This window comes from Silvanigrella sp. (assembly GCF_044369315.1).
Taxonomy (GTDB): Bacteria; Bdellovibrionota_B; Oligoflexia; order Silvanigrellales; family Silvanigrellaceae; genus Silvanigrella.
Map to the genome: position 1 here is coordinate 1 of NZ_JBIPMD010000090.1, position 11,603 is coordinate 11,603.

An 11,603-nucleotide genomic window follows, 5' to 3' on the forward strand; every position below is an offset into this window, starting at 1 on the left:
TACGCAATGAATATCATCTCTGGAAGCCGGATGTGGGAAAACTACAAGTCCGGTTCTGCAGGGGTTTCATGGCAATGAATTACTTTATTTGAAAGGAAATAAAAGTCATGTCTCTACCTACCAGTCCGTTTTTTAAAAAAGCAATTGGAGCAAATAATATTAGTGCTGAAAAAGCGACGGAAGCAGTGCGTACTTTATTACTTTATATTGGCGAAAACCCAAATAGAGAAGGACTTATAGATACTCCAGACAGATTTTGTCGTGCCTTAATAGAAATGACAGAAGGTTACTCAACAAACCCTGAAGAAATTCTTTCCACTACTTTTGAATCTGAATCCGATGAAATGGTTTTAGTTAAAAATATAGAATTTAATTCATTATGTGAACATCATTTATTAAGTTTTGCAGGAAAAGCTCATATTGCATATATTCCGACAGATGGAAAAATTGTGGGGCTTTCTAAACTTGCACGTATCGTCGATGTTTTTTCACAAAGGTTACAAGTTCAAGAAAGACTTACTCAGCAAGTAGCAAATGCAATTAATAAATACTTAAGGCCACAAGGTGTCGCTGTTGTTTTTGAAGGGGTTCATAGTTGCATGTGTGTACGCGGTGTTAGGAAACAAAATTCGACTATGATCACAAGCGCTATGCATGGACAATTTCGCGATTCTCTTGCTTCTCGAAATGAATTTATGTCTCTTATTTCTAAATAATCTTTGTTTCCTTGACAATGATTCCCACCCTCGTTAGAAATTAATTTGTAAAATTAATTCATGATGTTAAGTGGGAGAATTGTGTATGAAGAGAAAATTATTTCAAATTGCTTCCTTAGTCCTCGCATCTAGCACTTTTGTTACCTTAGCCAAGGCCGCAGTTGTACCTAAAGGAACAAAATTAGCAAAAAACCAAATATTAAATAAAGATAATTCAAATGAACCTTCTTCATTAGACCCATCTCATTGCCGTGATAACCTTGGTGCAAACATTATTATGGATTTATTTGAAGGACTTGTTAGTGATGATCCTGTTGGAAAGATTATTCCTGCAACAGCAAGTCACTGGGATATCAGTAAAGATGGTTTAAAATATACTTTTCATCTTAGAAAAGATGCAAAATGGTCCGACGGTTCCGCTGTTGTTGCCAATGATTTTGTATATAGCTTTAAAAGATTTGTAGATCCCAAAACAGCTTCTGAAATGGCTTATCTTGCCGAAATGATTAAAAATGCAAAAAAAATAAATGAAGGTAAATTAAATACAGATTTATTGGGTGTTAAAGCCGTTAATTCTAATACCTTTGAAATTACCTTAGAAGAACCTACTCCTTATTTTTTAAGTGTTGTTTCAGGAGTTAATTTTGTTCCTTTAAAAAAAGATATTATTGAAAAATTTCAAATAGCTTGGACACAACCTGAAAATTTAGTTGGGAATGGTGCTTATAAGTTAACATCTTGGAAAATTGGAGACAAATCAACTCTTGAAATGAATCCAAATTATTGGGACGCCAAAAATACTGTAATTAAAAAAGTAAATTATGTTGTCGCACAAGATAAAACAGCATCTTATAGAATGTATGAATCGGGACAATTAGATTGGACCTATGGAATTCCTCCAGGACAATATCAAAATTTATCCAAAAAATATCCAAAAGAATTAAGAAGCGCACCTGATTTATCCTCAAGTTATTTAGCTTTTAATAATACAAAACCACCATTTAATAATAAAAAACTAAGAGAAGCTTTATCTATTGTTATTAATAGAGAAAATTTCACTAAGTTTGTTACTGGCCGAAATGAAAAACCTCTTTATGATATTGTTCCGTTTGGCGTAGATAATTACACACCTTATGTCCCAAGTTGGTCTATGCTTTCTGAAAAAGAATTAATAGCAAAAGCAGAAAAATTATATAAAGAAGCTGGTTATTCAAGAGAAAATCCTGCTGTAATTAAATTTTCTCATGCTACAAATGAAACGGATAGAAAATATGCCACAGCACTTGCTTCTATATGGGAAAAAGCTTTAGGGGTTAAAACTGAAATTATTAGTGAAGAATGGAAGGTACATTTAAGTTACCTAACAGAAAAAAAATATGAAGTTACAATGCAATTATGGAAAGCAGATTACAATGATGCTCAAAATTTTATTGCTTTATTACAATCAGGTAATATGCAAAATATTTCGGGTTATTCCAATAAAAAATATGATGAACTTCTTAATAAATCAAGTAAAGAATTAAATCCTTTAAAAAGAAAGGCAATTTTATTTGATGCTTCTAAAATAGCTATGGATGATTATTCTGTAGCACCATTATATTCTAATAAAACATACAGATTAATAAAAAGTTATGTTCAAGGTGTTACTTTTTCAAGCCCATTAGACAATTATAGAACTAAAGATCTTTATATCGTATCACATGATGGAAACAGTTAATTGAAAATTAATTTATCATTATAGAGTAACTTAATTAATGAAGAAAAAAAAATCAGTATTATCAATTTGTTTTTTATTAATTACTTTAACGTCTTATTCAATAGTTATGCTTTCGATTCATTTTATTCTCACAAAAGAAATGAATTTAAAAATAAGTAAATTATATTCCATATATCCTGAAATTAAAAATATTGAATTTAAAGGAATTTCTCTATCCCCATTATTTATCCTAAATAAAAAATTTAACATTGATAATTTATTAGTTAAAGTCCAAAATATTCCTTTTGAAATTTTAATAAAAAAAATAGAAGTAAGCGACTTTTTTTCATTAAATAATGATTTTTTTCCAATTGAAATTTCATCCGACTCTATAGAAATATATAATATTGAAAAACTAAAAGAAAACATAAAAAAACAAGACAATAACTTAAATCAGTTTTATGAAAGTATTTACTACTTTCTAAATTCTCCAAGAGCTTCTTTTCAAGCTAAATACCAATCTAATCAATATTCTATTGATCTCAAATTTTACTTAAAAAATAATTTAATTTTAAATAGCTCATACTATTTAAATAACTTTAATTCCATCGAAAAATCAAAAAATATTTTATATTTAAAAAGCTTCAAAGTCAATCTTGAAGACATTCCTTTAAACACAGAAAAAGCTTTTCCAACTAACACAGCTCTTCAAGAAGTTTTAGGAAATAATTTTAAAAATTTATTAATTAATTTAAATATAAATTATAATTCAACTCAAAATAATGAAAAAGAAGCCAATTTAAATGCGAATATAGATATTCAAAGAATCATAAATATTAAAATCTTAAGTCATTTTATCATTTATAATTTGGTAAATTTAAATAGTTCTTCTTTTGAAAAAACCTTATTTCAATTTACAGATCAAAATTTTTTAGACGAATATTATAAAAATGAATCTTTTAAAAAAAACAAATCTATTGAACAAGTAAAAAATGATATGATAAAACAAAATAATTTATTATTAATATTTATATCTAATCCTATTATTGAAAAAGCGCTTGAAGAAATGAATAACTTTATAAAAGATCCAAAAACATTCTCTATATTTATGAATCCAGCAAACCCAGTTTCTATAGAATCTTTTTTAAAATTAGCTAAAGAAGATTATTTTGGTTTATTAAAATTACTTAATATTAAATTTGAATCAAATAAAAATTTTATTGAAATAAATAATGAGGAATATTTCCACTAAATACTTTTTTAGCTGGACCAGATAATATTCTTTGTTCGCCATAATTTTCTAGTATATTGAGTTTAGATATTGAAATAATGCCGCCTGGCATTTTAAAAAAAACATCATTCAATTGAGTTGCTATATATTGAGAGTGTTCCAAAGCAATTCGAGCGGCAACTCCTCCTGAACCACAACATGCCGTAAGACCAGCCCCTCTTTCATAAACAACAAGATCCCACTGACTTGCATTTTTTTCTTGAAATGAAAGCATTCCAATATTGGCAAGAGGAATTTTATTATTTAATGCTTTTTGTCTCAGTTCATTTTGAGCATAATGACCAAATTCTTCATACATTTTTTTATTGAATTTAAAAAATTCAGATGAAATAAATACCCAATGAGGATTTGATAACGAAACAAAAATAGGAGTAATATTTTCAAAATTCCCGAAATTTACCAAAGAATTATCTTGGATGGGAGTTTGAAAAATTTCAATTTCTCTGCCCATTGCAACACTTACATTAGCATCATTTAAATTTTGAATATTTGCTTTTGTCAAAACAGCAAAAGAATTTTTTTGTAAAATAAATTCTTCTTCAGATAAAATAGTTTCTAATTTACTAGAAAAAAATGAAGGTAATAGTCTAAAAATAGGAAATGAATTTAAACCATCCCATTTTTGATCTTGAATGAGTTTTAAACCTAAGCAACGCAAAGCATTCCCACAGGTGCCAGCAAAACTTCCATCTGAATTTATAATTAAAATATTCACAAAAGGGATATTTTGATTTAATGGATATTGATAAAAAACAACCCCATCAGCACCAATTCCTTGATTACGATCGCAAATTTTTTCAGCAAATTTTTTCAGCAAATTTTGATTCGAAAAAAATTTTAAATAGGAATCTGAAATAAAAATAAAATCGTTTGAGGCTCCATGAAATTCTTCAAATTCTATATTAAAATCTGAATGCATTACAATTTACCTTATTTTATAGGATTTAATTACTTTCATTATTCAGAAACTTCTATTGTTACATCACCTAAAACTTTACATTGACAAGCAAGTCGCTCATCTTCTCTTGCAGCCATGGTTTCAAGAAAATCTTTTTCATGTTCTTCCATAGGACTTAAATTTTCTGGATGCTCTACAACTCGTATCATGCACGCACCGCACGCCCCATCTCGGCATCCAAATAAAATGCTTGTTTCTTCTGTCTCACAAACATCAATTATAGATGAACCTTTTTCAACAGTTATATTTCTTTTATCAGTTTTTACAGTCAGTATTGGCATGATACATTTCCTTCCTAAAGTACCTTAACGGCTCAGCTTATTCCTAGCGGACTTCCTGATTTATGGCAATATTTACTTTTCATGCAAATTTACCGATAAACTTATTTGTTATGGTTTGCAATGGGAAACCAACGAGTTTCATTGAAAGAAAATATGGGAATACCTCGTAACATACAATCTTTTTTAAAAGCTCCTTCGACAAGTTTATCTCCAATGCAAAGACTATGTCGAGTATTTAAGGGTCCGGGTTGTTACGTTTGTGGTTTATGTGGGAAAAGATACAATAATCCTAATGATGCTTGGAAATGTCTTACTAGTAATGGATTAAACATAAATTCAATTCCTGTAATTGCAACACAGAATAATACTCAAACGTATTTTTGTTTACTTTGTGGCAAGACATATGCAAATGAACCTGATACCGCTCTATGTATTTTAAGAGATCTTCAAGCAGCACGATTTCCAAAAGTACTTGGTGACCACCTTCATCATCTTTTTGCAGGCTTGGCGGAAAGAGCGGAAAAAACCAAAAGAGATTCTCTTGTATCCAGACCTGGAATTATTGGGTCTTCTGTTCCAAAAAAACTAGCTACTTTTAAAGCGCCTAAGTCTACTCCTAAATCATCACCAGAACCAAAACAAAAGTTACCTCCTATTAAAGAGACTTCATCTGATGACAATTCTTCATCAGAACAAGATGTTATTCAAGCACAAGCACCTGCTGTAGATGAAACTCCAGAAGATGAGCCTGGAACTTCTGGTGATCCTATGGATCATGAAAGCGATATCAAACAAAAACCCAAAGAAATTGAAAAACCAGTTTTATACCGAAGACCAAATCAAAAACCTTTCTCAAGAGATAATGCTCAATACAGATGTACTGTCTGTAATGAAAAATTCTTCACAAAAATGGAAGTAGAGACCCACTTTGAAGAACACCCTCTTGTAGAAGATGTATAGACGAAAATTAAAAAAATCGATAAAGTTGAAAAACTAAAAAACAAAGCTTTTTTAGTTTTTCATTTATTTGGAGATCTCATGATAATCAACGGTCTATTAAATATTCTTTCTTTTTTCTTAAATATTTTGGGACATAGAGGTATTTATATAATATCTTTACTTTTAGGAATATTATCTTTTGATATTTTACGTATTAGAAGAAAAGTAATTCTAAAAAACCTAACCATAGCATTTGGTGAAACAAAAACAAAATCTGAAAAAATTATAATTGGAAGAAAATCGACAATCAGCTTTTTACAGACAGCTATTGAACTATTTACAGCAAAAAAACTTTTTGAAAGAACAAAAATAATCATCAAAAATGAAGATTATTTTTATAATGCTCTGGCAAAAAATAAAGGTGCTTATGCTATTTGTATCCACATGGGCAACTGGGAATATCAATGTCATGTTGGCTCTATTAAATATGCGCCCATACATGTTGTTGTAAAAGCGATTGGCAAAGGTACCTTAGCAAAATGGGTTGAAAATATGCGAGCATCAATTGGATTCCGATTGATCGATCGAAAAGGAAAAGAATCCACTACTTCTCAAATATTTCAAGCTTTAAATAAAAAAGAAATTATCGGATTTATTGTCGATCAAAAACGTCCCCGTGGAGAAATGTTGCCTTTTTTTGGGAAAGAAGCGTCGACAAATAACAGTTTATCTAAACTTTGGATGCGACAAAATGCACCTGTTGTCCCTGTATGTATTAAAAGAATAAAATTAGATACTCATGAAATGACTTTTTTTCCTGAATTTGAAATGATCATAGATAAAGAAAAAACAATTCAAGAAAATATAACTGAAAATACAAGAAGAATGAATTTAATTGTAGAAGAAATGGTAAAATTAAATCCTGAAGAATATTTTTGGATGCATAATCGCTGGGGATAAAATGAAAGATAAAAAAAATTTAATTGAAAACCAAAAAAAACATCATGATATTCTTGCAGCACTTCGATTTCTTGAAAATCTAAAAACCGAAATTTATATTGCAACAAATATAGAAGAAATAAATGATCCAGTAATTCTAAATAAATTTAATGAAGTGATTCAATTTTTAAAAAAAGAACTTTTATAATTATCTATTGAATTTTAATATTGTCTACTTTTAAATCGGGTTTGTTTTCTAGTATCACTTTTAAGTCATTTTGAGATATTGTTTTATCTAATATTTTTATAAACATTTTAGAATCTTTAGAATTTTGATAACCAAATTTTAAATAAAATGAATGAGAGTTTTCTCTGATTATATTTGTATATAAAAAGATATCTTTAAATCCACAATTTTTAGTCCAATTTTCAGCATAATTTAAAAGTTTTTTTCCAATTCCATGTCCACGCAACTTTTCATCTACAACAATTGCTGAAATTTCAACTTTAAACGAAGAAACTAAAAGATAACGGATTTCTAGGTGCATCCAACCAACCACATTTTTATCGGATACGGTTTCCGCAACGACAAGATGATGGTGAGGTAATTTATTAATTAATGAGAACCTTTTATCAAAATCGACAAGCTGGTCAGGATAGCCCAACTGTACGGTCAATTCTTTACATTTTAAAGAATCAAACTTATTCATTTCACGTATAATGATATCCACTTTTCTAAATCCTCGCATTGAAAAACAGACGATTTCAATGAAGGTCTTAACATTTTATAATTCATAAAATATTAAGAATTCACGTCTGTAATAAAATATAACATGTCTATTTTTTTTTTTCATCTTAGGTGCAAAAAAAAATATATAAAAATGAATTTATTGATTTTTTTAATATATTTTCATTTTTATCATTTTATTATTCCTATTTCATTTTATTCAAAAAATAATTTTCATATTTTATTGAAACAAATTCATAAATTAACAAAAATGACAAATTAACCTAAAAGATATAAAATATTTATTCCTATTAACTTAAATTTCCCTTCTTGTTCCTATTCTCGATTAAAATGATAAAGCTTCAATATAATAGATTTTTTCTCATAAGCGGACAAAGATTTTTATATTACAATTTATTTATCATTGATATAAACTTTATTTTTACGTGATATATATTATAATTAATTCATTATTTTAATAAGATAACAATTTTAATCCGCTATTTTTTCTTTGTTATGATTTCTAATACTCTTTTATTATTAATAGTAAGTGCAATTATCACGCCCATAAAAGAAATAAGAGCCAACAAATTAAAAGCCCTTTCAAAAATGGGTAATGCATTTGGGTTGGACAATACAGAGTTTGAATTGATATTCAACTCTCGAAATCCACTTGCTAATATTAAAGAAGATAGGGCTACTCCTATGCTTATGGCTACCTGACGTCCCGCATTAAATACAGAACTTGCTCGCCCTGTTTCATTTTTTTGAATATCAAATAACGCTGAAGCTTGAATAGGGCCATTTGCAAAACCAATTAAAAGACCACGCAGCCATAATAAAGTAGAAGCATATAAAACCTCTTGAGGGGATTTCACAGAATAAATAAAATAAGTTGCTAAAGACAATCCACATAGACCAAAAATAATAGAGTATTTAGGGCCAAACTTATTAAATACTCTTGCAGATACGGGAAGCATCATGATAGAGCCAATAGGCTGAGTACACATTGAGAGCCCACTTTGAATTGGGGACATTCCTAATCCAATTTGAAAATAAAGTGCGACAATAAAAATAGAACCAAAATGACATATTTGAAAACAAAGTTGAATTAAATTTGCTTGAACAAATAATGGTATTTTAAAAAATTTAAGATCTAATAATGGATATTTTATTTTACTTTGCCAAAAAATAAAAATAAGCAATGAAAATAAGGAAACAAATCCTCCTACCCAAACAATATCATCGGACAAACCATAATGCCCAACTTGTGATAATGTATAAAGTAACGAAGAGAGGCCAATCGCAGATAAAATAAATCCAAGCCAGTCCAGTGAAGGAGTGTCCTCAAACTTGTCTTCTTTTAAATAAATAAAAGACAATATGATTGCCATAATACCAATGGGAACATTAAAAATAAATATCCATCGCCAGCTAAAATGTTCTAATACAAATCCCCCTAATGTGGGAGCAATCGCAGGAGCAACCAATGTTGGCATTAAGGTATAGCTCGCTGCTTTAGAATATTCACTGGTAGGAAAAGCACGATATGCCATAGCCATGCCTACAGGAACAATCATACCACCACCAATTCCCTGCATAATACGAAACAATACAAGAGAGTTTAAACTCCATGCGCAACCACACAAAAAGGAACTAAAAGTAAAAATAAAAGTAGCTATAATAAATACTTTTTTATAACCAAATTTATCTCCTGCCCAACCACTTATAGGAATAATAATTGCTAATGCTAATAAAAAGCCGGTTGATACCCATTCTGTTTCCGTTATGTTTACTTTAAAAGCTTTTGCAAATGTGGGCATTGCTACATTGACAATTGTAACATCCATACGGTCTAGAAATAAAACACAAACATATATAATGGCAACAAGATATTTATATTCAATTTGTTTTTTAAACATTTTTTATAGCCATTAATAAAATCAAAAGAAAACGGGATCACCAGAGGTTACTTTAGATTTATTCTCTTTTATTGTCGAGTCTGGAAAGAAAAAAGAATATGAAAACTTTTCTTGATCTGTAACAAGTCTATCAACAATTTGAACAAGTATTTTTTCTTTAAGTTTTTCCAAAGACATTTGATTACTTCTAACAAGGTGTAAATTTTCTTTAAAAATATTTATTTCAGTAATTCGATGTTCAAGTACTTGGCGAACTAAATCAAATCCTTGGAGAGCAACAATGCATCTACTTAATTCTGTATCAATTGATTTAAATTCACTTATTATTTCATTATAAGTATCATGCCATGTTAAATTTATATATTGATCCATTTTTAATTTTCTTCTAATTGTTGATAAACTTTTTTCAGTTAAATGATCACCATTAAATGTTTTAAATGTTTGATGTAACGTACCAAAATCCCCATATTTTAAAACATTATCACCTAGCTCAACACCAACGTCTTCTAAATTTTTCGCAATGGGAATAAGTTGATCAGAAAAATTTATAAAATCTTTCATTTGATTAAATATTTCAGAAGAATCAAGCTTATCTCTCATAAATAAAGCTTCAAAAGTTTGAACTACGGCTTCAAAAGTAGTGCTACTTAAATTAATAGCTAACACAACAGATTTTGAAATTTCATGTATATTTGGCATTAGCGACATAAGATAACGTGATTTATATTCAGAAAAATTGGGATCTATATTTTTAATTGAAAATTCAAGGTTTGAAACACGTGTACAAATATTTTGCAAAGACTCTTCAATTAAACGAGAGGTCGATTCTTGTGCTAAAGAACAAATCTCTAAAACAAGCCTTGTAAAACAGGTATATTCATAAAAAAAGTTACATAAATCCTTATTTTCAATACACCATTTAGATGAATAATTCTTTTTAGGTAAATTATAATCATTAAAAAAAGGTCGACATAAATGATGCAAAGAACCACAAATGGTTTCTCCATTTGTTAATTTTGCAAAACACCCTTGTGTTTTACCAAGTTCTGCAAGTTTATCTAAGGTCATTACAGTTTTAATTATATCACATTGTTTATTAAAAACTTCTACTTGAAAACTTTTAATACCCACTTTTTTTCCAAAATCAGGAAATAACAATAATATTCTGTAAATATGTGGAGGAATATTTGATAATTTAATTGCATTTTCTAAATTTAAAATCAACTCGTAGAGTCGTTGAATTCCGAGCCAACTTACAGAATTCAATCGAGCAAAACTTATTTCTCGTGATTTTGAAAAAGGATCTTTCAAAAAATTAATTTCAGTTGAATCAATTAAATGACCTTTAAGTATTGAAATTCCATTTTCAAAAATCACTTCGAAATCGTTCTCAATTTCCATTCCAATTCCCCTGACATTTTTGAAAATATCTTTAGGATTTTCGGAAAATCAGGAAAATTCTTTAGCGAGCACTTAACATATTTTCGGGTTTTAATGCATCTTCAAGTTGATCTTTTGTAAGAAGTTTATGCTTTAATACAAGATTAAATACACTGTCTCCCGATTCTAGAGCTTCTTTTGCAATCATCGTGGAGTTTTCGTATCCAATTAAAGGATTTAAGGCAGTCACCAAACCAATACTATGCTCAACAGCGCGGCGGCAAGCTTCACGGTTTGCTGTAATTCCTTTGACACACAACCGAGTCAAGGTTCGCATCGCTCTGCTCAACATATTCACACTTTGAAAAATATTAAAAACCATAACAGGCTCAAAAGCATTTAACTGCAGCTGTCCTCCTTCAGAAGCCATTGTTACAGTTAAATCATTGCCAATGACTTGAAAGGCAACTTGATTCACAACTTCAGGAATTACGGGGTTCACTTTTCCTGGCATGATACTTGAACCAGGTTGCATAGGAGGTAAATTGATATCTCCAAAACCACAACGAGGGCCACTTGATAATAACCTCAGGTCATTGCAAGTTTTGCTTAACTTAACAGCTAAACGTTTTAATATCCCTGAAAACATAACAAAGGCACCAGTATCTGGTGTTGCTTCAATTAAATCTGGGGAGGCAATAACATCTAGACCAGTAATTTCTTTTATTTTTTTCACAGCTGTTGCCGCATATTT

General features: G+C 29.4%; 12 protein-coding genes. 6 read left to right on the top strand and 6 right to left on the bottom strand.

The genetic code is table 11. The features are described 5' to 3' along the window. Positions 1–107 precede the first annotated feature (107 nt). The 3 genes from folE to ACIQ56_RS08925 all read left to right on the top strand — a co-directional run bounded on the left by folE (position 108) and on the right by ACIQ56_RS08925 (position 3,664). Positions 108–716, top strand: a complete 609-nt coding sequence (gene folE / locus ACIQ56_RS08915; RefSeq protein WP_397600721.1) for a GTP cyclohydrolase I FolE — start codon at positions 108–110, stop codon at positions 714–716. 85 nt (positions 717–801) lie between these two features. After that, positions 802–2,433 carry a peptide ABC transporter substrate-binding protein gene (locus ACIQ56_RS08920; protein ID WP_397600722.1) on the top strand — a complete coding sequence of 544 codons (1,632 nt, stop codon included), beginning with the start codon at positions 802–804 and terminating at the stop codon, positions 2,431–2,433. A gap of 37 nt (positions 2,434–2,470) precedes the next feature. After that, a complete protein-coding gene (locus ACIQ56_RS08925; protein WP_397600723.1) occupies positions 2,471–3,664 on the top strand; it encodes a hypothetical protein in 1,194 nt (397 codons plus the stop codon). Here the strand turns inward: ACIQ56_RS08925 and ACIQ56_RS08930 are convergent. Together ACIQ56_RS08930 and ACIQ56_RS08935 are read right to left on the bottom strand one after the other, a co-directional pair. After that, positions 3,630–4,622 carry a hypothetical protein gene (locus tag ACIQ56_RS08930; protein ID WP_397600724.1) on the bottom strand — a complete coding sequence of 331 codons (993 nt, stop codon included), beginning with the start codon at positions 4,620–4,622 and terminating at the stop codon, positions 3,630–3,632. The two genes, ACIQ56_RS08925 and ACIQ56_RS08930, sit on opposite strands and share 35 nt — an antisense overlap. Before the next feature lie 38 nt (positions 4,623–4,660). Next, positions 4,661–4,942, bottom strand: coding sequence for a 2Fe-2S iron-sulfur cluster-binding protein (locus tag ACIQ56_RS08935; protein ID WP_153418055.1), 282 nt, complete (start codon positions 4,940–4,942; stop codon positions 4,661–4,663). 120 nt (positions 4,943–5,062) lie between these two features. On the opposite strand from ACIQ56_RS08935, the gene ACIQ56_RS08940 reads away from it, so the two are divergent. The 3 genes from ACIQ56_RS08940 to ACIQ56_RS08950 all read left to right on the top strand — a co-directional run bounded on the left by ACIQ56_RS08940 (position 5,063) and on the right by ACIQ56_RS08950 (position 7,028). Beyond that, positions 5,063–5,902, top strand: coding sequence for a hypothetical protein (locus ACIQ56_RS08940; protein ID WP_397600725.1), 840 nt, complete (start codon positions 5,063–5,065; stop codon positions 5,900–5,902). A 78-nt stretch (positions 5,903–5,980) separates the two neighbouring features. Beyond that, on the top strand, positions 5,981–6,841 hold the full coding sequence (locus ACIQ56_RS08945) for a lysophospholipid acyltransferase family protein (RefSeq protein WP_397600726.1): 861 nt from the start codon (positions 5,981–5,983) through the stop codon (positions 6,839–6,841). Position 6,842: 1 nt separating this feature from the next. Then, positions 6,843–7,028, top strand: a complete 186-nt coding sequence (locus tag ACIQ56_RS08950) for a hypothetical protein (RefSeq protein ID WP_397600727.1) — start codon at positions 6,843–6,845, stop codon at positions 7,026–7,028. A gap of 4 nt (positions 7,029–7,032) precedes the next feature. Here the strand turns inward: ACIQ56_RS08950 and ACIQ56_RS08955 are convergent, their stop codons facing one another. The 4 genes from ACIQ56_RS08955 to ACIQ56_RS08970 form a co-directional block, all read right to left on the bottom strand. Then, a complete protein-coding gene (locus ACIQ56_RS08955; protein ID WP_397600728.1) occupies positions 7,033–7,551 on the bottom strand; it encodes a GNAT family N-acetyltransferase in 519 nt (172 codons plus the stop codon). A 496-nt stretch (positions 7,552–8,047) separates the two neighbouring features. Further along, on the bottom strand, positions 8,048–9,469 hold the full coding sequence (locus ACIQ56_RS08960; RefSeq protein WP_397600729.1) for a DHA2 family efflux MFS transporter permease subunit: 1,422 nt from the start codon (positions 9,467–9,469) through the stop codon (positions 8,048–8,050). 21 nt (positions 9,470–9,490) lie between these two features. Then, a complete protein-coding gene (locus ACIQ56_RS08965; RefSeq protein WP_397600730.1) occupies positions 9,491–10,870 on the bottom strand; it encodes a hypothetical protein in 1,380 nt (459 codons plus the stop codon). A 61-nt stretch (positions 10,871–10,931) separates the two neighbouring features. Continuing rightward, positions 10,932–11,603 (bottom strand): lyase family protein (locus tag ACIQ56_RS08970; protein WP_397600731.1); only part of this gene is annotated, 672 nt, incomplete at its 5' end.

Bases quoted from the DNA above. Each gene is read 5' to 3' on its own strand.
- ACIQ56_RS08950 (WP_397600727.1), top strand. From the start codon at position 6,843: ATGAAAGATAAAAAAAATTTAATTGAAAACCAAAAAAAACATCATGAT.
- ACIQ56_RS08930 (WP_397600724.1), bottom strand. From the start codon at position 4,622: ATGCATTCAGATTTTAATATAGAATTTGAAGAATTTCATGGAGCCTCA.
- ACIQ56_RS08935 (WP_153418055.1), bottom strand. From the start codon at position 4,942: ATGCCAATACTGACTGTAAAAACTGATAAAAGAAATATAACTGTTGAA.
- folE (WP_397600721.1), top strand. From the start codon at position 108: ATGTCTCTACCTACCAGTCCGTTTTTTAAAAAAGCAATTGGAGCAAAT.
- ACIQ56_RS08925 (WP_397600723.1), top strand. From the start codon at position 2,471: ATGAAGAAAAAAAAATCAGTATTATCAATTTGTTTTTTATTAATTACT.
- ACIQ56_RS08965 (WP_397600730.1), bottom strand. From the start codon at position 10,870: ATGGAAATTGAGAACGATTTCGAAGTGATTTTTGAAAATGGAATTTCA.
- ACIQ56_RS08960 (WP_397600729.1), bottom strand. From the start codon at position 9,469: ATGTTTAAAAAACAAATTGAATATAAATATCTTGTTGCCATTATATAT.
- ACIQ56_RS08920 (WP_397600722.1), top strand. From the start codon at position 802: ATGAAGAGAAAATTATTTCAAATTGCTTCCTTAGTCCTCGCATCTAGC.
- ACIQ56_RS08945 (WP_397600726.1), top strand. From the start codon at position 5,981: ATGATAATCAACGGTCTATTAAATATTCTTTCTTTTTTCTTAAATATT.
- ACIQ56_RS08940 (WP_397600725.1), top strand. From the start codon at position 5,063: ATGGGAAACCAACGAGTTTCATTGAAAGAAAATATGGGAATACCTCGT.